Annotated in this window: 17 protein-coding genes; 14 read left to right on the top strand and 3 right to left on the bottom strand. The window is 47.0% G+C overall.

Annotated features, from left to right (window positions below):
* Positions 1–13 precede the first annotated feature (13 nt).
* From Q0135_RS02680 to Q0135_RS02670, 3 genes are all read right to left on the bottom strand, one after another.
* A complete protein-coding gene (locus tag Q0135_RS02680; RefSeq protein ID WP_297988027.1) occupies positions 14–1,942 on the bottom strand; it encodes a MacB family efflux pump subunit in 1,929 nt (642 codons plus the stop codon).
* Between the two features lie 21 nt (positions 1,943–1,963).
* Positions 1,964–3,148: an efflux RND transporter periplasmic adaptor subunit gene (locus tag Q0135_RS02675; protein WP_297926643.1), complete on the bottom strand. Its 1,185-nt coding sequence runs from the start codon at positions 3,146–3,148 to the stop codon at positions 1,964–1,966.
* Positions 3,149–3,212: 64 nt separating this feature from the next.
* Positions 3,213–4,082, bottom strand: a complete 870-nt coding sequence (locus tag Q0135_RS02670; protein WP_297926639.1) for an EamA family transporter — start codon at positions 4,080–4,082, stop codon at positions 3,213–3,215.
* Between the two features lie 150 nt (positions 4,083–4,232).
* On the opposite strand from Q0135_RS02670, the gene glmU reads away from it, so the two are divergent.
* The 14 genes from glmU to Q0135_RS02600 form a co-directional block, all read left to right on the top strand.
* On the top strand, positions 4,233–5,534 hold the full coding sequence (glmU, locus tag Q0135_RS02665) for a bifunctional UDP-N-acetylglucosamine diphosphorylase/glucosamine-1-phosphate N-acetyltransferase GlmU (RefSeq protein ID WP_297988025.1): 1,302 nt from the start codon (positions 4,233–4,235) through the stop codon (positions 5,532–5,534).
* Complete coding sequence (coaBC, locus tag Q0135_RS02660; protein ID WP_291937896.1) at positions 5,527–6,708, top strand: bifunctional phosphopantothenoylcysteine decarboxylase/phosphopantothenate--cysteine ligase CoaBC; 1,182 nt, start codon at positions 5,527–5,529, stop codon at positions 6,706–6,708. The genes glmU and coaBC overlap by 8 nt, the downstream gene beginning before the upstream one ends.
* A gap of 3 nt (positions 6,709–6,711) precedes the next feature.
* Positions 6,712–7,389, top strand: coding sequence for a polyprenyl diphosphate synthase (gene uppS, locus Q0135_RS02655; protein WP_177387938.1), 678 nt, complete (start codon positions 6,712–6,714; stop codon positions 7,387–7,389).
* Positions 7,390–7,705: 316 nt separating this feature from the next.
* Positions 7,706–8,131 carry a hypothetical protein gene (locus Q0135_RS02650; protein WP_297988022.1) on the top strand — a complete coding sequence of 142 codons (426 nt, stop codon included), beginning with the start codon at positions 7,706–7,708 and terminating at the stop codon, positions 8,129–8,131.
* A 65-nt stretch (positions 8,132–8,196) separates the two neighbouring features.
* Positions 8,197–8,952: an A24 family peptidase gene (locus Q0135_RS02645; RefSeq protein ID WP_297988020.1), complete on the top strand. Its 756-nt coding sequence runs from the start codon at positions 8,197–8,199 to the stop codon at positions 8,950–8,952.
* Positions 8,945–9,976 (top strand): LptF/LptG family permease, encoded by a 1,032-nt coding sequence (locus tag Q0135_RS02640; RefSeq protein WP_297988019.1) that lies wholly within the window; start codon positions 8,945–8,947, stop codon positions 9,974–9,976. The genes Q0135_RS02645 and Q0135_RS02640 overlap by 8 nt, the downstream gene beginning before the upstream one ends.
* Positions 9,977–10,475: 499 nt before the next feature.
* A complete protein-coding gene (truA, locus tag Q0135_RS02635; protein WP_297988070.1) occupies positions 10,476–11,225 on the top strand; it encodes a tRNA pseudouridine(38-40) synthase TruA in 750 nt (249 codons plus the stop codon).
* 233 nt (positions 11,226–11,458) lie between these two features.
* On the top strand, positions 11,459–12,400 hold the full coding sequence (locus Q0135_RS02630) for a TAXI family TRAP transporter solute-binding subunit (protein WP_005873238.1): 942 nt from the start codon (positions 11,459–11,461) through the stop codon (positions 12,398–12,400).
* Between the two features lie 8 nt (positions 12,401–12,408).
* Positions 12,409–14,490 (top strand): TRAP transporter permease, encoded by a 2,082-nt coding sequence (locus Q0135_RS02625; protein ID WP_297988017.1) that lies wholly within the window; start codon positions 12,409–12,411, stop codon positions 14,488–14,490.
* Positions 14,491–15,161: 671 nt separating this feature from the next.
* Positions 15,162–17,285 (top strand): TonB-dependent receptor, encoded by a 2,124-nt coding sequence (locus tag Q0135_RS02620; protein ID WP_297988015.1) that lies wholly within the window; start codon positions 15,162–15,164, stop codon positions 17,283–17,285.
* Positions 17,279–18,175, top strand: a complete 897-nt coding sequence (locus Q0135_RS02615) for an alpha/beta hydrolase-fold protein (RefSeq protein WP_297988013.1) — start codon at positions 17,279–17,281, stop codon at positions 18,173–18,175. The genes Q0135_RS02620 and Q0135_RS02615 overlap by 7 nt, the downstream gene beginning before the upstream one ends.
* Positions 18,176–18,328: 153 nt before the next feature.
* Positions 18,329–18,580: a hypothetical protein gene (locus Q0135_RS02610; RefSeq protein ID WP_297988011.1), complete on the top strand. Its 252-nt coding sequence runs from the start codon at positions 18,329–18,331 to the stop codon at positions 18,578–18,580.
* 199 nt (positions 18,581–18,779) lie between these two features.
* Positions 18,780–19,238: a CidA/LrgA family protein gene (locus tag Q0135_RS02605; RefSeq protein ID WP_291937916.1), complete on the top strand. Its 459-nt coding sequence runs from the start codon at positions 18,780–18,782 to the stop codon at positions 19,236–19,238.
* A partial coding sequence (locus tag Q0135_RS02600; protein ID WP_297988009.1) for an LrgB family protein occupies positions 19,235–19,699 on the top strand: 465 nt, incomplete at its 3' end. The genes Q0135_RS02605 and Q0135_RS02600, both read left to right, overlap by 4 nt.

Genomic DNA, 19,699 nt, shown 5'->3' with positions numbered 1-19,699 from the left:
TTTCTCTCCTTGTTTATTCTTGTGCTAAAGCATCTATCGGATTTAATCTGCTGGCGTTTCTTGCCGGCAGATATCCGAAAACTATGCCGATCGCGGACGACGCTGCAAAGGCGATCACGAAAGGCGCGGTAGTAAATTTCATCGCAAAATCTGGGCTTATGGTATTAAATGCAAATCCAAGCGCCAAAGCGATTAAAATTCCTAAAGCTCCGCCCAGCGAGCAAAGCAAGATCGCCTCTATCAAAAATTGCTGCAAGATGTTGGATTGCTTCGCGCCGATCGCCATCCTAATGCCGATTTCGCGCGTGCGCTCGGTAACGCTTACGAGCATGATATTCATCACTCCGATGCCGCCGACGACGAGTGAGATCACCGCGATCGATGAGATCAGAATCGTCATCGTGCCGGTAGTGCTTTGTATTGTTTGTTTGATAGTATCTGCGTTCATCGTATGAAAATCCCGTGAGCCGTGTCTTTGGATAAGTAGCTGAGTTAGGCTTTCTTCGGCCACTTGAGTATTGACATCGTCTTTTATTTTGATGGTGATAGAGCTGATTTTTCGATTGCCCGTGATTTTATTCATCACGGTTGAGTATGGCGCGTAAATTCTTAAATTTTCGTTGCTTCCGAAGGCGTTTTTATCCTTGCCCGAAACTCCTATGATCTTAAGTGGCTTACCCGAAAATAAAATCGTCTTGCCGATCGGATCTGAATTTTTAAAAAATGTTTTTTTAGTGTTTGGATCGATAATCGCGACAGAGGCAGAATTTTTAATATCATCGTCGCTAAAATTTCTACCATCTTCTATATCTATGCCATTAACCGCCAAAGAATTCACGCCGCCGCCGCGCAGTTGAGCCTTGGAGCTTAAATTAGCATATGTTGCCGTACCGCTTGCAGAAGCATTTGGTGTGGCATAATCGACGTAGGGCTGGCGCGCCAAAACCTTAGAATCGCTTATCGTAAGGGTGCTTACAAAGCCCGCACGCACGTCGCCGAAATTTTTACCGGGAAAGATATCGATCGTATTGGTGCCAATTTTACGGATCTCGGATAAAATTTTCTCCTCCGAACCCTTACCGAGAGCTACTACGCAGATAACAGACGCGATGCCGATGATAATACCAAGCATCGTCAAAATCGATCTTAGTTTATGCGAAAATATCGCGCTAATCGACATTTTAAAGCTCTCTATGAGTTGGTCTTTGCAAAATATAAAGGAATTTTTAGTTTTGATCTGCTCTTTTTTGCGCTCGAAAACCCGCTCCGCCTTTCTTTTATCGCTTAAAATTTTACCGTCTTTGATCTCGATGATACGATCCGCAAATTCCGCAATATGCGCATCGTGCGTGACTATGATGATGGTGTGGCCCTCTTTGTGCAGCGCCGTTAAAATTTGCATCACCGTCTCGCCGCTTTTGCTATCAAGCGCGCCGGTGGGCTCGTCGGCCAAAATCACTTCGCCGCCGTTTATCAGAGCGCGGGCGATACTTACGCGCTGCTGCTGCCCGCCGCTAAGTTTACTCGGTAAATTTTTGGTGCGATCGCCAAGCTCCAGCTTATCCAAAAGCTCCACCGCCCGTTTCGTCCGTTCGCTCGCTCCCACGCCCGCATACACCGCAGGCAGCGAGACGTTTGCGGTCGCGTCCATCGTAGCTATAAGATTGTATTTTTGAAAGACAAAGCCGAATTTTTTACTTCTAAGCGCCGCAAGCTCGTCGCCGCTTAAATTCGCGGTCTCGCGACCTTCGATCTTATAGCTTCCGCTACTTGGCGTATCGATGCAGCCGATTATATTCATCAGCGTCGATTTTCCGCTTCCGGATTGCCCGATTATCGATATAAACTCGCCCGCTTCGATATTTAAACTTACGTCCTTTAGCACGTGGATTTCGTTATCGCCGAGAATGAATTTTTTGTTTATATCTTTAAGCTCTAGCATCTTTACACCATAAAATTTTAACTAAAACACCATCGGAGGCCCGTCCATATTTAACGGCGCGGCTTTTCCGTCAGCGATAAGCACCTCATCTTTTTCATCCAAACCGCTTAAAATTTCAGTATTCAAATCGTCGCTGACGCCCGTTTTTACGTATCGTTGCTCAGGCTCTTTGCCGTTAAGCACCGTGACGTAATCGCCTCCCCCGTCTCGCTTGATAACGGAGGTAGGTAGGTAGCTCGTATTGTTCGCTTCGCTTACGATTATGTTGTTTTCGGTCGTCATTCCGATCTTTAAAAAATCGTTTTCGTTATCCACGAGCATCTTTGCATAAAAATAGATCGCGCTGTCGCTGCTGCTCGAAGAATAGGACGAACCGCTAGAGGTTTTATCGTACGTCCCGTCGCTAAGCGTGGTAAGACCCGGATCGATCTTGTAAATTTTAGCCTTTTTGATATTATCCAGATCCGATAGTATGGAGTATTCTACGTCCATTCCGACCTTTACTTTGGATATATCGCCCTCTGCGATTTGCATCTTGATCTCCATCTTGCTTAGATCGGCGATCTTTACGATCGTAGGCGTGGTTTGGTTGGAATTTACCGTTTTGCCCTCCTCTACCGGCATGGAAACGATCGTGCCGCTTATCGGAGCCGTGATCTTGGTGTAGCCAAAATTTGTCTCCGCAGTGCTTAGCTGAAGTTTGGTCTGCTCGATCTGCGCCTCGATCTGCTTCTGCTCGGCTTCCTTTAAAGCGGCGCTATTTTTAGCATTTTCCACCGCCTCTTTGGAAGCGGCGTTTCTTTTATACAACTCAAGCTCGCGGTTATACTGCGTTTTAGCATTTGCCGCGGCGATCTTTGCAGAAGCCAAATTGGCTTCGTGGATCAGAAGCTGCGCCTTTTGCTGCGCGATCTCGTTTTCTTGCGTGACGGAATCGATCTGTGCGATCATATCGCCTTTTTTTACGATATCGCCCACTTTGACGTAGAGCTTTTTGATCTGACCGCTTACCTGCGCGCCCACATCGACCAAATCCCTGGCGTAAACCTCTCCCGCAGCCGTCACCGTGCCTCTGATATCGCCCTTTTCAAGCCTTGTGGTGAGGGCTTTCGGTGCCTCTTCTTGCTTAAAAAATTTACCGTATAAAAAATATATCGCAATAAAAATAAGTACGATAGAGCCGATAAATTTCAAGGTTTTTTTCATTTTGCCAACTTCAAATAAAATAAGGGCTAATTCTAATGTAAAAATATAAAATTTTAGTTAAATACTAAATTCTTTGCTCGCGCACGGCGTAAAATTTCATGATCTTTTTATGCAAAATTAGCGAAACATAAATCAACGCCGAGCCTGCAAGTAAGCGCGCCAGATCGGCATCTTTTTGCCAAAATACTAAATTTACGACGATTGCTGCGGGGATGAGCGCGTTATTCATAATCGCAAGCACGCCGCTATCGACTTCGCACGCGCCTTTGTTCCACAAAAAATACCCCAGAGCGCTGGCTACCGTGCCCAGATACACGATCACCGCGCCTTGCGAGAAACTGGGATTAAATTTAGAAAAATCCCCGAGCACGATCGCGGCAATCGCCGTAACCGCGGTAGCCCCCACGAAAAAGTAGCCGAAAAGCTCCTTCTGCTCGCTAAAGCCGTGGCGCTCCAGCATAAATTTATACGCGCTCTGTCCGAGCCCGAAGCATAAATTTGCGCCTTGCACGAGCAAAAAGCCCGTCAAAAACTCGGAATTTATCGCGCCGAATTTGATCACCAAAGCACCTAGCACCGCGACTGCGACGCTAAAAAGATATAACGCGCGAAATCTAAGCTTAAGCGCGTCGTAAAGCAGCGTCACGTAAAACGGAGTAAATATCGTAAAAAGCGCCACTTCATAGACCTTCAAATACGCAAAGCTGCGGTAGTAGAAGATATACATCACGCCGATCTGCACGGCGCCCACGGCGCAAATTTTAAGCGCCAGAGCGGGATTTACGCCGCGAAATTTCATAAACGGCAAAAAACAAATTAGCGCCAACGATACGCGCGAAAATGCCAAATACGCGCTGTCTATGCCGCGCAAAAACTCGCCTATCAAAGAGAAACTAAAAGCCCAAATACAAGTAACCAAAATCAGTTTTTTCAAAACGTCCGCCTAAGCTTTAAAATTTAGGCGGAATTTTATAAAATTTTAGTTGAATTTGGGATTTAAATTTCGCCCGCGCGGCATAAATTTAGGTTTTTATTTATTTTAAATGTGTTAAAATTATCCGATTTTTGAAATTTAAGGGTAAAAATGAACGACGTTTCGGTTATAGTTCTTGCCGCAGGACTCGGCACTCGGATGAAGTCGCAAAAAGCTAAGGTTCTTTTCGAGCTTTGCGGCGAGCCGATGATAATCCACATCTTAAAGAAAGCTTACGAAATTTCAAACGACGTGAGCGTGATTTTACACTACCAATTCGACGAGGTTAAAAGCGCGGTTCTAGCGCAGTTCCCAAACGCTAAAATTTACAAACAAGATCACGAGCATTTCCCCGGCACTGCGGGCGGACTAAAAGAGGTCGAAATCCGCGGAGCCAAAACGCTCATAATCTGCGGCGATATGCCTTTGGTAAAAAGCGCCGAGCTTCGCAAACTCTGCGAGGGGGACGCGGAGGTAAATCTAAGCGTTTTTAGCGCGCGCGATCCATTCGGGTACGGCCGCGTAATCACCCGCGGCGGCGAAATTTTAAAGATCGTCGAGCAAAAGGACGCAAGCGAAGAAGAAAAGGCGGTAAAAGACGCAAACGCCGGCTGCTACTGCTTCAAAAGCGAGGCATTGAAACAGGTTCTGCCGCAGATCAAACCCGATAACGCTCAAAAAGAGTACTACCTCACCGATGCGATCAAAATCGCCAAAGATATGGGCTTAAAATGCGCCGCCGTGTGGGTGGACGAGCAAAGCTTCATGGGCATAAACGATAAGTTCGCCCTTAGCATCGCCGAAAATTTAATGCAAAACGAGATTAAAGAAAATTTGATGAAGCAAGGCGTTTTGATGCGCCTGCCTCAAAGCATCTACATCGATAGCAGAGCAAAATTTATCGGCGAGTGCGAGCTGCAAGAAAACGTAAGCATCATAGGTCCTTGCGTGATCGAAAGCTCGCTCATAAAAAGCGGCTGCGTCATCGAAGATAGCGTCGTAAAAAACTCCGACATCGGTCCGATGGCGCATCTTCGCCCAAAATGCGAAGTTATAGGCACTCATATCGGAAATTTCGTCGAGCTTAAAAACGCGAAAGTAAATAAGATCAAGGCGGGGCATTTAAGTTATCTCGGAGATTGCGAGATCGATGAGGGCAGTAATATCGGCTGCGGCACGATTACGTGCAATTACGACGGCAAGAAAAAATACAAAACGATAATCGGCAAAAACGTCTTTATCGGCTCGGACACGCAGCTAGTAGCGCCCGTGCGGATAGCCGACGACGTCATAATCGCTGCGGGCACGACGGTTACGAGCGACGTTCCGAGCGGCGCGCTGGCGATCAGCCGAAGCAAACAAATCAACAAAGATGGGTTTTTCCATAAATTTTTTAGGAGCGAAGATGAGTAAGAAAAAGGTTTTACTCGCGGTTTGCGGGAGTATAAGTTTTTACAAAGCGTTTGAAATTTTATCCGCTCTGAAAAAGTCGAATTTCGACGTCTATGTCGCGCTTAGCGACGGCGTGCAGGAGTTTGTCAGCTACAAGGCATTCGAGGCGCTATGCGATCACCCGGTGCTTTGCAAAGCCAACGAAAACTGGCAGGCGGGCATCAACCACATCGCTTATTCCAAGGTGGATTTAGTTTTGATAGCACCTGCGACGGCAAATACGATAAACAAGCTCGCTTGGGGCGTCTGCGATAATGTATTTTTAGAGGTGCTAAACGCGGCTTTTGCCCACGCCAAAGTAGTCATCGCGCCGGCCGCAAATCCCGCGCTACTTGAAAACAACATCACGAAAAACTGCATCGATATGCTAAAAGCAAGCGTCAATGCGTATTTTGTGGATCCGATAGAAAAAACTCTAGCTTGCGGCGATACCGGCAAGGGCGGATTAGCGAGCACCGAGGCGATTATGCAGACGCTAAAGCGTGCGCTTTACAATGATAAATTTTGGGAGGATAAAACCGTCATCATCACCGGAGGCGCGACGATCGAAAAGATCGATAGCGTGCGCGGCATTACGAATTTTTCCAGCGGCAAAACCTCCAAAGCGATTGCCGACGCGCTGTTTTATCTGGGTGCGGACGTGACGCTGATCTCTAGCAACGAATATGAAAATTTACCGTACAAGCTCGTTAAATTTGAAAGCACTATCGGGCTAAAATCGGCGCTTGACAGCACAAAATTCCCCGACGGCGCATATTTGATAATGGCGGCCGCGGTAAGCGATTACTCGCCGAAGGTGCGCTATAAAGACAAAGTGAAAAAAGCGGAGATCGGCGAAATTTGGAATTTACGCCTGGGCGAAAACGAGGATATCTTAAGCTCCGTGCGCGGAAATATCAAAAAAGTGGGCTTTAAACTCGAAACCGATCGCGAAAACGCCGTCGGCGAGGCTAAACGCATGCTCAACGAAAAGCATCTCGACGCCGTCTGCCTAAACGTGCTGGACGACATCATCAAGCTCGGCGGCGACGTCCTTAAGGTCACCTTTATCACGAAAAACGATCAGGTCGTAATCGACACCGCGCCGAAGGACGAAGTCGCCCTAAAAATCGCGGCTGAGCTGAAAAAAATCTGATCCGTGAATAGCCTAAATCATCTAGCCCTCGTGATGGACGGCAACGGGCGCTGGGCGAAAAAGCGCGGTTTGCTGCGCACCGGCGGGCACGAAGCGGGCGCGGAGGTCGTGGAGCAGATCTGCGAGTTTTGCATTGACGAAGGCATCGCAAACCTCACGCTCTACGCCTTTAGCACCGAAAATTGGAAGCGCCCGAAAAGCGAAGTGGAATTTTTGATGAAGCTGCTTCAAAAATTTCTAATTTCGCGCCGCGAAAAATTTATCCAAAACGGAATAAAATTCTATCCGATCGGCGATATATCGGCTTTTGAGGGCGATCTGCGAAGCGAGATCGAGTATCTTTCAAATTTAACTCAAAACGGGCGAGCGCTAAATTTTAACCTAGCGATCAACTACGGCTCGCGAGACGAGATCGTGCGAGCGTGCGAGAGGCTGCTTGCAAGCGGCGAGCGACTAAGCGAAGCGGGCATCGGCGCACATCTAGATACCGCGCACAGCGGCGACGTGGATCTGCTGGTGCGCACGGGCGGCGAGCAGCGGCTGTCTAATTTCTTGCTCTGGCAGGCGAGCTACGCCGAGCTTGCGTTTACGCCGACGCTGTGGCCGGATTTCACGCGCGAGGAGCTTGCGCGCATAGTGGATGATTTCCGCCGCAAACAGCGCCGCTTCGGCGGTCTTTAAGCTGCGGCGCGGTCGCTCTAACGGTCGCTTTAAATTTTAAAATTTTAATTCGCAGAGCCGCATGCGACGCGGTAAATTTTAAAATTTAATCCGCGGGCGCTCGCGAAACCTTGGAATTTTAAAATTTCAGGATTTTAATTTACGGCGCCATAAAATTTAAAATTTTAATACGTAGGCGTGTGACGCCATAGAAATTTAAAATTTCGCCCTTTTAAATTTAAGGCTCTAGTGCGAGCCGTGTTATGAGGCGCGGTAAATTTAACGCGGCAGAATTTTAAAAATCGCGCGCGTTCACGCAAAGAGCGAAAGGAGGGCTATGAGCTACTACATACAATGTGGTTGCGGCAAAAAGCTTACCAAAAAGCCGATGAAAACTCTAAGATGCCCAAGATGCGGCAGCGTGTATAAAAAACCAAAGAAATTTATACTGGCGGTCTACATTTGCCTGCTTGTGTTTTTTATGCTAGCGTTTGCCTTCATCCCCGATAAAATGGGAATTTTAGCATCCGCAGGCAGCGGGATAGGCGCATATATTATGTTTTTATGGATCGTAGATACTTTGAACTTCGATCTTTTGGACGCCGTGATATTGGTGGCGGGATTTTTGATTTTCGGCGGATTATATGAGGCATGGGGCGAGCCGCTAATCGCCGGGCTCATAGCCATTTTATTTTGCGTAGGCACGGCGGCGATTTTCGTAAAATTTTTCCCTTACGAGAGGCAAAAAATCAATGAAAACTAAGAAATTTCTCGCTACCATAGAGCGTTTGATTAAATTTTAAAAGGTTAAAGCTTCAAAGGAAAAAGATGGATTTAAATATCGTTTACGGCGTGATTTTTGCGGTATTCGGCACCTGCGTAGGCTCGTTTTGCAACGTCCTGATCTACCGCCTGCCACGCGGACAGAGCGTAAATTTCCCCGCATCGCACTGCCCCAAATGCTCTCACGCTTTAAAATTTTACCACAACATTCCGCTGCTTTCGTGGCTCTTTTTGGGCGGTAAATGCGCCTTTTGCAAAACCAAAATTTCGATCCGCTACCCGATCGTCGAGCTTTTAGGCGGCGCGCTTGCGCTTGCGGCGTATTTCGGCGAGCCCGATCTTGCAAAAGCTGCGGTACTAGGGCTTTGCTTCATCTTACTTATGGCGCTTTCGGCGATTGATTTTGAGTATAAAGCCGTACCGGAGAGCCTTCTTTACGTAGTTACGGCGCTTTCGCTTGCTTATACGCTGATGTATGATTTTGATCTTAGCGGCATGGGCGCGGCGGCAGGATACGCGGCGATATTTTTCGTGTTGCGCCTAATCGTCACCTTCGTGCTAAAGCGCGAAGCGATGGGCAGCGCGGATATTTTTATCGCGAGCGTTATGGGGGCGATTTTAGGGTGGAAGCTGGGCGGTATCTCGATCTACATCGGCGCGATTTTGACGCTGCCTGCGTATCTCATCGCGCACAAAAAGGGCTACGAGCTGCCGTTCGTGCCGTTTTTATCGATGGGGCTGCTTCTTACTTTTATCTTCAAAGATCAAATTTTAAGGCTCTTGGACGTCATTTATGGATAGGGTGCAGCGCTATTTATTTAGCAACTTCGTCGGCTCGTTCGCATCGCTTTTCAGCACGCTTTTTATCATAATGTCGATCGTCTTTTTCCTTCAGATCGCGCGCATTACGTCGTTTATCGAGATAAATTTTTCGGAGCTAGTCAAGCTATATCTTTTCATGCTGCCGCGTATACTCATATTTACGGTGCCGATCGCGTTTTTCGTAGCGCTTAGCATCTCGCTTTTTAGGCTCTCTAAAGAGAACGAAACCATAGTAATATTTACCATCGGCTACGCCACGCGCAAGATCGCGCTGTTTTTCGGCATAAGCGCCGCGCTGTGCTCTTTGGCGCTGCTTTTCGTATCGCTTTTTATGATGCCGATAGCCGAAAATTTAAAGGACAATTTCATCGATTACAAAAAAATTAGCGCGACGCTAAATATCAAATCCAACGAATTCGGGCAGAAATTTTCCGACTGGCTCGTTTTTATCGATTCGCAGGAAAACAACGGCACAAGCACGCTGTATAAGGATCTCGTGCTGTATAATCCGGGCAACTCGCAGGATCACGAGCGGATGATCGTAGCGCGCAGCGGCGAGTTTAAAAACGAAAACGCGAGCTTTTCCGCGATGCTGCACGACGGCAAAATTTACACGATGGGCGGCGAGCAGTGGCACGTAAGCGAGTTTGAAAGCCTAACTCTGCGCACGCAAAGCGACCGCAATATCCGCGGCGGAGGCGGCGTGATCGGATACTGGAGCGATATGAGCGGCAGCGAAAAGCGCAGGAAAGAATTTAGCATCTACACCCTCGTCTCGCTCTTTCCGCTGGCGAGCTTTCTGTTTGCGCTAAGCCTCGGCATCGTGACCTATCGCTACGAAAAGGGTTTCGTTTACGCGGGGATCTTCGGCGTGCTTTTTAGCTACTTCGCGATGATCATGCTGCTCTCTAAATACCCAAGCATCGCGCTTCCAGTGACATTCGGCGTTACACTTATCGGCTCGTTGTTTTACTACAGGATCAAAATTGCCCCGAGGTACTGAAAAAGGCTCCGAGCTTTGCGGCGGCGAAATTTTAAATAAAAGCTCGTCCGCTCAAAATTTAGCGGATAAAATTTTGGCAAGCAAGCCTAACGCGTCTGAAATTTTGCGTGGCGTAAATTTAAAGTATGAAGCGCAAAACGACGAGCAAGGCTTTGTTTCAAAAGATGAGCTTTTAAATTTTAAAAATTCCGCTCTTGTAAGTTCGGCAAGCGATACAGCTGCCTATACTGCGCCCGATTGCGGTTTGAATCACGAAAGCGTCAGGCGGAATTCGGACGCCGTTCGCGCCAAAGAGACCGCGCGCGCGGCAAATTTAAATTCCGCCCGCAAAAATTCCGCCGATACCGCCGCTTCCGATATTTGCGCGGCAAGCGCAGAGGAAATTTACACGACCGTGCGCGTAGACGACCGCGCCGCAGACTCTCTCAAAGCAGATACCGCCTACAAAGCGGGCATTTCCGCAAACACCCTCGCAAGCGCGTCCGAACTCAAAAATATTATTGAAAGCGCGCCTGCAAGCGACTTTGCAGCGAGCGCAAACTCCGAGCGCGTAAAGCTCAAGCTCATCTATTCCTATGACGGCTCGAAATTTAGCGGCTCGCAGTCTCAGCCTCACGGGCGCGGCGTCGAGGACGTGCTACGCGCGGCTTTGGGGCGCGTGGGGATCTTTGCGCCGCTAATCAGTAGCTCGCGCACAGATAAAGGGGTGCACGCGCTGCGCCAGGTAAGCTGCGTCGAATGCACCGTGCACTGGGAGCTGTCGCGCCTAAAAGAGCTCATAAACCGCCACTGCGCACCCTATATTTTTGTGCAACACATCAGCCCGGTGCCGCGCGATTTTCATCCGCGTTACGACGCCGTGGCGCGCTCCTATCGCTACGTTTTAAACCATGGACGTCCAAGCCCCTTTCTTAGCGATTTTTGCGTGTTTTATCCGCGCGTGGATATTGCCGCGCTCAATGCTGCGCTTGCAAATTTCGTCGGCGAGCACGATTTTAGCGAGTTTATGAAAAGCGGCAGCGACATAAAAAGCCCTGTGCGCGAGCTCTACGTCGCGCGCGCCTACTCTTTTAGAAATTTGACCTTGATAAATTTTAAAGCCAACGGATTTTTGCGAGCGCAGGTGCGGCTGATGGTCGCAAACGCCCTAAAATCCGTGCAGAGCAGGCGCAAGATTAGCTTCTTGCGAGCGCTTAGCAGAATCCCCTTTCCGCCAAACGGGCTGTATCTCAGCAACGTGAGTTATTAAGGCTTGAAATTTATAGCGTTAAATTTTATCTCCAGACGTTTGGATTTCAAGCTTAGAATTTTATTGCGGTAAAATTCCGCATATCAGAGCAGATCGCCGAGCTACTCTCATATTAGATCACCTGTGCCGCGATGTGTAAAATCGTAAATTTGCGCGAAATTCGATCTGTTTTTATTAGAATTTTATAGAAATTTAGCAATACTTTTAAACTTTTAACTCAAAAAGGAGCAAAGATGAAAAAATTTTCTGTTGCTTTGGCCGGTTTGGCCCTATTAGCAAGCGTTTCGGGCGCTAAGGAGTTCATCAATATTGGCACCGGCGGTATGACCGGCACCTATTATCCCGTAGGCGGCGCGATTTGCCGCTTGGTAAATATGGATAAAAATATGAAATGCTCTGTGCAATCGACGGGCGGCTCGACATATAACGTCAATAACGTGCTTAAAAAAGAGCTAAATTTCGGCTTCGTTCAAAGCGACGTCGTCTATGATAAATACAACGGTACGGGCAAATTTCAAGGCGCGGCGGATAAAAATTTACGCTCCGTAATTTCGATCTATCCGGAGCTTTTGGCTTTCGTCGTCTCTAAGGAGAGCGGTATCAAAGCCTACGGCGACGCTGCGGGCAAAAAGATCAATATCGGAAACCCAGGTAGCGGCAACGAGCTAACCAGTACGATAGTTTTTGAAAACTACGACTTTGATCTTAAAAAGCTCGCCCAACACGGCGTCTTAACCGCGCAAGAATGCCCGATGGCGCTAAAAGATAAGAAGATTGACGGATACTTCTACGTCGTAGGACATCCAACCGCAAATATCACCGATGCGGCGACTTCGCTTCCTATCGACTTAGTCGGCATCGACGATGAGCATATCAAAAAAATTCTAGAAAAATATCCATATTTCGCTAAAGGCGTGATCCCTGCGAAAATGTACGACGGCGTAGATCACGATACGCAGACTATCGGCGTAAAGGCCGTACTCGTAACCGACGCTAGCCAAAGCGACGAGGCGGTTAGGGCGGTAGTTAAGGCGATACTTGATAATTTCGACGAGTATAAAAAGCTACACCCTGCGCTAAATTTAGTGAGCAAAGAATCTCTTTTAGAGGGGCTTAGCGCGCCGCTTCATCCTGCGGCAGAGGCGGTGTATAAAGAAGCCGGGTTGTTGAAATAGGCTAGTTGATGGAGAAATCTACACAAAAAGATGAGCAGGTTTTAGAGGTAAAGAGTAGAGAATTTACCTCTAAAAAGCTCTTCTGGCTCGTGACGCTGGTCTGCTTCGCGTGGTCGGTCTTTCAGCTTTACATCGCGTATTTTACGCTAAATACGAATATCGCGCGCTCGATCCACTTAGCGTTTGCCGTTTTTATAATTTTTTCGCTTTTCCCGTTTCGTCCGCGCTCTAAAGCACATTTTTACATCCCGTTTTACGATTATATTTTATTAATCGTCGGAGTTGCCGCGATCCTGTATCCTGCAATAGAATTTAACGGGCTAGCGCAGCGCCCGGGAAATTATCTAACCAGAGATATCGTAGCGGCTTTTATCGGAATTTTCATACTATTTGAAGCAGGGCGCCGCATGATGGGCCCTGCACTTGGTATTATCGCTTTTACCTTTCTTCTGTATTGCTACTTCGGTCCTTATATGCCCGATATCATCGCGCACCGCGGCGCAAGCTTTGAACTGCTTGCAGGGCATATGTTTTTAACTACAGAGGGCGTATTTGGCGTGCCGGTAGGGGTCAGCACCAGCTTCATTTATCTGTTCGTGCTATTCGGCGCGCTTTTGGAGCGAGCCGGAGCGGGGCAGTATTTTATAAACGTAGCGTTTGCGATTTTAGGTCGCTTCCGCGGAGGACCTGCCAAGGCTAGCGTAATCGCCAGCGGACTAACCGGTATGGTAAGCGGCAGCTCAACCGCAAACGTCGTGACGGTGGGTACCTTTACGATCCCTCTAATGAAAAAAGCGGGGCTTACCGCCACCAAGGCTGGCGCCATCGAGGTTGCCGCCGGCGTAAACGGGCAGCTTATGCCGCCTATCATGGGCGCTGCGGCGTTTATCATCGCGGAATTTTTAGGTATGAGCTATACCAACGTAATGATCGCGGCGGTGATCCCTGCCTTCGTCTGCTATGCGGGGTTATTTTTTATCGTGCATCTGGAAAGCTGCAAGTTGGGGCTTCGCGGTAGCCGCGATTACGCCAAGGTTTCAAAGCTAAAAATTATATTTAGCGGCATTCATTACATAATACCGATTTTGGTGCTTCTTTTTACTCTATTGATTCTAAAAGAAAGCGCGATCTCTGCAGCATTTAACTCGATTTGCGTACTATTTTTAATAATGATCGTACAAGAGCCCGCTAAAAAAACGATATTTGGCGAAAAAGTTGGCAAGTCCGATTTTATCGTCGGCTTTGTCGATATCTTTTGGGCTATGGTGGGTGCTGCTAAAAACATGGTCACGGTCGCCGTAGCTACCGCGCTAGCGGGCATCATCATCGGCTCGATCTCGCTTACCGGGCTGGGGCAGGTTCTTTCAGAGCTCGTGGAGGCGGTCGCGGGAAATAGCATAGTGCTGATACTTCTGATGACTGCGATAATGAGCCTTATTTTGGGCATGGGACTTCCTACGACGGCAAATTATATCGTCGTTTCGAGCCTAATCGCGCCGGTGATTTTGATACTAGCGGATAAAAACGGCTTTTTAATCCCTGCGATCGCGGTGCATCTTTTTGTCTTTTATTTTGGAATTTTAGCCGACGATACGCCTCCCGTGGGCATCGCCGCATATGCCGCCGCGGGCATCGCAAAGGCAAATCCGGTTACCGTGGGACTTCAGGGCTTTGTGTATGATCTGCGCACGGCGGTGCTTCCGTTTGCGTTTTTCTTCAACAATAAGCTGCTTTTGATCCAAAGCATCGGCGATCCGATGGATTCAAAGGGTATCGTTTGGATCAGCGATCCACTGCAAATCGTGCTGATTTTTGCCACGGCGATCGTGGGTATGTTTGCCTTCAGCTCCTCGCTTCAGGGCTGGTTCGTAACCAAATGCAACCCGGTAGAGCGCCTGCTCTTATTACTCGTAACGCCGTTAATGCTGGTGCCTAATATCTGCGCGAAATTTATAGAGTTTATCCCAAGTGAATATGCAAGCTACGCTATCGGCGCTGCGATCTACGCGCTGATCTTTGCAAAGCAGTGGCTTTTAAGGCCTAAGGGCTCGGACGATACTCACGCCGAAAATAGCGTGCCTGCGGCGTAAATCCAAATTTGATCTCGCTAAATTTTAAGATAAATTTGCGGGGTCTCATTAAATTTATCTTCTTACTTTGCATTCTTGCGCCAGGATTTTAAATTTGGATTGACTCTTTACTTCTAAATTTAAAACCTCGACAGATTGTGCCATGCTGATAAATCTAGTTTAAATTTAAATCCGCCTATATAAACTACTCAAAATTTTAAATTGCGCCGAAGCGATTATGCCCCTTAGTAAGATAAATTTATTCATACGAAGCTATTGTGTTAAAAAACATCGCATATTAATCCCAAGTCTATAATTATTCCAAGCGCAGGATGCACGAAATCAATAGAGCAAAGCCGTTTTCGCGTTGCCGCTTGCAATGCCTTCTATAGTTTAAAATATACACATCCACAAAAGCGAAAATGATTCTTAAAGCAGATAAAATCAAAAACTGTGCAAAATTTCTTCAAAACGATTTGATAATGAAGGCCGGGCGTTATAAAATTTTACTTATTTACAGCAATTTCTTGATTATATGCTGTACTTTATTTAAAATAATTTTTATAAAAATATCGATGGAATGGGGAATTATTAGTCAAATTTAATTCTATAAAAATACTTTAATAATTAATATTAAATTTATCCGCTTTGAGTTATAATCCGCGATTAAATTTCAAAATAGAGGAACAAAAATGCAAAAAGATATGTATTTTAAAAAGGCGAAATTTATCGCATTATCTATATGCGCGAGCGTTTCGATTTTATGCGGCGTCGAAGGCTCACGCCTAAGCAGTGACGCAAATAGCACGAATCTTGGCGAGATCGTAGTAAGCGCGAGCGGCTTTCGCCAAGATATTAGGCAGGCGCCCGCCACCATTTCCACCTTGGATAATAAAGAGATATCAAGCGGCAGCTTCACTTCGCTGCACGATATCGCGAATAAAATGCCTGGCGTCAGCGTTATCGCAGGCGACGACGGCCCGGCAAGCGGGATATCCATCAGAGGAATGGAAAGCTCTCAAACCCTTGTGCTTATCGACGGCAAACGCGTAAGTTCCGCGGCGGCGAACCCAAAAGGCGGAGCGGGCGATATGAACTCAAATTTTATCCCGCCCGCAGGAGCGATAGAGCGTATCGAGGTAATTAGGGGGCCGATGAGCTCGCTTTACGGAAGCGATGCGGTAGGCGGCGTGATAAATATCATTACGAAAAAGAATTTTTCTAAATTTAGCGGAAGCGCCGCCATATCTACGACTATCCAAGATCACGAGGGTATCGGAAACGGTAAGATGGGCGAAGCCTACGTCAATATTCCCTTCGGGCAGTATGCGGCGCTTCAGCTGTGGGGATATAAAAAGCTGCGCGACGAGGACGGCTATAAGGGAGGCTATCAAAAGAGCGATAAATCGGATTCTAACGCCAAGCTTTGGCTAACGCCGGATGAAAATAATAAATTTTACGTTCAAACCGGAAAGCAAAATCACGATTATTCAAGGACTCTTGGTAAAACCGCCGTTTATCCCAACGCGCGCGGATTAAATCACTATAAATATAAAAGAGAAAATCACGGCGTCGGATATTTGGGCGAGTTTGAAAGCTTAAGTGCCGATATAAGTTATTTTTGGGATAAGACTCGCCGTACGAGCATTTTTGATAGCCTTTCTCCCGCAATCGTAAAAAATAGAAATTTTAATTCCAAATTTACGACTTATCTCGGTATAAATACGCTTACCTTCGGTTACGATTTTAGCAAACAGGATGTGCAAACGACTTTCATCGTTTCAAACGCGAATAGGCAAAATTTACGCTCTCCGCAGCGATTTTCTATGAACGAGCATGCGGGATTTTTAGAGGACGAGATTGAAATTTTGGAAAATACGCTATTTTTAACGCTCGGCGGCAGGCTCACGCACAACGAATACTTCGGCAACCACTTTTCTCCTAGAGCCTACGCGACGTTTAATATAGGCGATACTTGGACGATCAAAGGCGGCGTCGCAACCGGCTATAAAACTCCCAACGTCAATCAAATTTCGCCTGAAGTAGGCACGATTCAGGGCGGCTGGAGGATTATAGATTTCGGTAACAAGGATTTAAAGCCCGAGAAAAGCACGACCTACGAGATCGGGCTTTATTACGACAATGCAGACGATCTACGCGGCAATATTACGCTATTTAAAAACGACTTCAAAGATAAAATTTTAGATACCGATGGCAGCAATATCAATAGGATTCCCGCTTACGGAGGCTGCGCCGGCGCACCGAGCGTTAATTGCCCGGGTTGGGGAACGTATTTTAATATAGAAGGAGCCGAGGTTTACGGCGTTGAGCTGAGTGGCGATTACGATATTACTAAGAGGCTAAATTTCAAGGCAAACTATACCTATAGCCACTCCGAGATCGAAACCGGGGATCCTACGATCTATACGCCAAACGGCGCCGTTAAATTTAGCCAAACCAATCTTAGTAGGCTGGATGGCAAATCCCTGACCGCTACTCCGAAGCATGCCGCACATGCGACGCTTAGCTATAGGCCGATGGCTCCGCTTTCTACCTTTATCGGCCTTAATTACGAAAGCGAGCTTACAAGCGTGCAATTCGGTCCGGGCAATAGAGTCAGCAAAAACGACAAAAAGCTTTTTACTACGGATTTGGGCGCACAATACGATTTAAACGATAATCTGAGCCTAAATTTAACCGCCTACAATATCTTTGATAACGTCCGATACGACGAGGGTCTCGCAGACGACGGCAATTACTATTGGTACCCTGAGGAAGGCAGGAGGTTTTGGTTTAAGGTAAACGCTAAATGGTAAGCCTAAAGAGCTTTCTTGTGGTATTTGACGCGCTCTTTTTAGCGTGCTTATTCGCTTGCGATCTGGGGGCAAAACCGCCGCAAAAGATTGAGCAGGCAAGTGGAGCTGCGCACGAAATGTTTAATGTGAGCGATTTTATTCTAAAAAGCAAGAACGGCGAAAAATATAAAATTTTTATAGCTCGCCAAAAAAATGTCGCTCGCTACGATAGGGTAGTTTTTATGGTTGATGCGAACGCGCAGTTTCCGATACTTTTAAACTCCTATGCGAAAATTTATGCGAATGGCGCAAAGCAAAACGCAAAAGCGGTGCCGAAATTAAGTAAAACCGTCCTTATAGTAGGCATCGGATACGACAGCCCGCTAGCGTATGATATTAAGCGTCGCACGAGAGATTTAACGCCCGCGGCGAGCGGCGAAGAATATGCAAACGGCGGCGGCGCAGCAGAATTTTACGATTTCGTAAAAGATGAACTATTTCCGCTCGTGGAGAAAAAATACTCTACGGCAAAAAGCGATAAAATTTACTTCGGACATTCTTTTGGCGGGCTATTCGGGATTTATGCTTTGCTGCGCGACAATGGGATTTTCGACGAGTTTTTTATCGCCTCGCCTTCGTTATGGTGGGATGAATCACAACTGATCAGAGATGCCCTAGACGAAGGAAAGCTTAGATCAAATTTAAAAGCGAAATTCATAATGCTCGTTGCTGGCTCGCGTGAAATACGTAAAGGGAAAACCGATAAAGCGGGAATTTTAAAAGCGGCCGATCTAGCTGAAATTTTAAAAACAAAGGGGCTTTCTTGCGAGTTTAGGCTCTACGAAGGCGCTTCGCACGGCGAAGTAATCCCATTGGCTTTGCAAGATTTAGCGCTATTTACGCAAAGATAATCTTCTATTTAGCCGGTAAAGCCTTGATCTAAACTGCAAGCGTAGGACCGAGCGGCGCAGGCTCGTTGATTGCGCCGAAACGCGTCGCCGGATTTAAGAAATTAAATTTTAAAGCTCTTTTGGCTAGTATCGCACAAATTTAAAGGATGGAAAATGCAAAGTTTCAAATGGCAAATTTCAAAGCGGCTCAAGCAGGCGATGCGCGAGCGAGATATCGATAATCTCGCGCTCGTGCGCCGCACGGACGAGCTGTATTCGCGCTCGCACCCGGGCCACGACGAGGATATGCGCGCCGAAGTTTACACGGTTTTGGACGAATACGCGCCCAACGTCGATATTGAAATTTTTGATCTAGTCTGCAAGGTTCTAGACGTCAAAATCGAGCTAGGCGAGACGCTTGATTGAATAGTCATCGCCGGATTTTATCCGTGCCGCAAAGCTAAATTTAGCGCTACGATAAATCTCAAAATTCTACCTAAAGCCTAGCTACAGAGCTTGCTTAAGTAAATTTTGCCGCAAAATTTCGCCCAAACCTAGCAAGATTAATATCTATTTTAACTGCAAAGTGCTAAATTTAGCGCTAAATTTTAATCCGAGGTAAGCTTTGAACTACTTAATCCAATTTAGTGTGATTTTAGGGATATCTTTTGTTGCGGAGATTTTGGCGGCGCTCGTGCCTGTGCCAATCCCCGCTAGCATCTATGGGCTAGTCATTATGCTTTTAGCCCTGATCTTCAAACTCATCAAAGTATCGCAGATCAGAGAAACCGTGTCGTTTTTTATGCAGATTATGCCGGTGATCTTCATCCCGGCGGGCGCTGCGATCATCATCGCAGGCGACGCGCTACGCCAACATCTTTTCGCAATCATCGCGATTACGGCAGTCTCTACGGTAGTAGTCATCGGTGCAAGTGGCGCGGTAACGCAAATTTTTTATAAAATTGCCCTCGCCCGCGTTAAGCGCAGGCTTTACGAAGCCGCGCACGAACAAGACGGCGTGAATACAAAGGGTGTGGATGCGAAGCTGGAGCGCGAAATTTTATCCGGAGACGACAAAAAATGAGAGAAATTTTAATGAACTCCGCTTTTTTCGGCGTATTTTTGTGTCTAGGCTCGTTTGAGCTGGGACTTTATCTAAAAAAGCGCTTTAAGCTAACTATTTTCAACCCGCTTCTAATCGGTATCGTGCTTACCGTCTGCGTGCTTTTACTCTTTAAAATTCCATACGAAAAATTTAACGCGAGCGCCTCGCACATTAGCTTTTTCTTAACGCCGATCACCGTCTGTCTGGCCGTGCCGCTATACGAGCAGCTGGCGCTTTTGCGAAGTAATTTTTTAGCTATTTTTGCAGGACTGATTTCGGGTATGATCGCAGGGCTAGGCAGCATCTACGCGATGTCGGTGATATTTGGGCTAAATCACACAATGTATGTCACGCTACTACCGAAATCCGTCACAGCGCCGATCGGTATGGGTATCAGCGAAAGCTTAGGCGGCATCGTGACGCTGACGGTAGCCTGCATC

The sequence above is a fragment of the uncultured Campylobacter sp. genome (genome assembly GCF_937981295.1).
Taxonomy (GTDB): Bacteria; Campylobacterota; Campylobacteria; order Campylobacterales; family Campylobacteraceae; genus Campylobacter_B.
This window is presented reverse-complemented; position numbering and strand designations above follow the sequence as displayed.

What these genes read in the sequence shown, in the direction of transcription:
- Q0135_RS02680 (WP_297988027.1), bottom strand. Translation starts at nt 1,942, where the DNA reads ATGCTAGAGCTTAAAGATATAAACAAAAAATTCATTCTCGGCGATAAC.
- Q0135_RS02675 (WP_297926643.1), bottom strand. Translation starts at nt 3,148, where the DNA reads ATGAAAAAAACCTTGAAATTTATCGGCTCTATCGTACTTATTTTTATT.
- glmU (WP_297988025.1), top strand. Translation starts at nt 4,233, where the DNA reads ATGAACGACGTTTCGGTTATAGTTCTTGCCGCAGGACTCGGCACTCGG.
- coaBC (WP_291937896.1), top strand. Translation starts at nt 5,527, where the DNA reads ATGAGTAAGAAAAAGGTTTTACTCGCGGTTTGCGGGAGTATAAGTTTT.
- Q0135_RS02650 (WP_297988022.1), top strand. Translation starts at nt 7,706, where the DNA reads ATGAGCTACTACATACAATGTGGTTGCGGCAAAAAGCTTACCAAAAAG.
- Q0135_RS02645 (WP_297988020.1), top strand. Translation starts at nt 8,197, where the DNA reads ATGGATTTAAATATCGTTTACGGCGTGATTTTTGCGGTATTCGGCACC.
- Q0135_RS02640 (WP_297988019.1), top strand. Translation starts at nt 8,945, where the DNA reads ATGGATAGGGTGCAGCGCTATTTATTTAGCAACTTCGTCGGCTCGTTC.
- Q0135_RS02630 (WP_005873238.1), top strand. Translation starts at nt 11,459, where the DNA reads ATGAAAAAATTTTCTGTTGCTTTGGCCGGTTTGGCCCTATTAGCAAGC.
- Q0135_RS02625 (WP_297988017.1), top strand. Translation starts at nt 12,409, where the DNA reads ATGGAGAAATCTACACAAAAAGATGAGCAGGTTTTAGAGGTAAAGAGT.
- Q0135_RS02620 (WP_297988015.1), top strand. Translation starts at nt 15,162, where the DNA reads ATGCAAAAAGATATGTATTTTAAAAAGGCGAAATTTATCGCATTATCT.
- Q0135_RS02615 (WP_297988013.1), top strand. Translation starts at nt 17,279, where the DNA reads ATGGTAAGCCTAAAGAGCTTTCTTGTGGTATTTGACGCGCTCTTTTTA.
- Q0135_RS02610 (WP_297988011.1), top strand. Translation starts at nt 18,329, where the DNA reads ATGCAAAGTTTCAAATGGCAAATTTCAAAGCGGCTCAAGCAGGCGATG.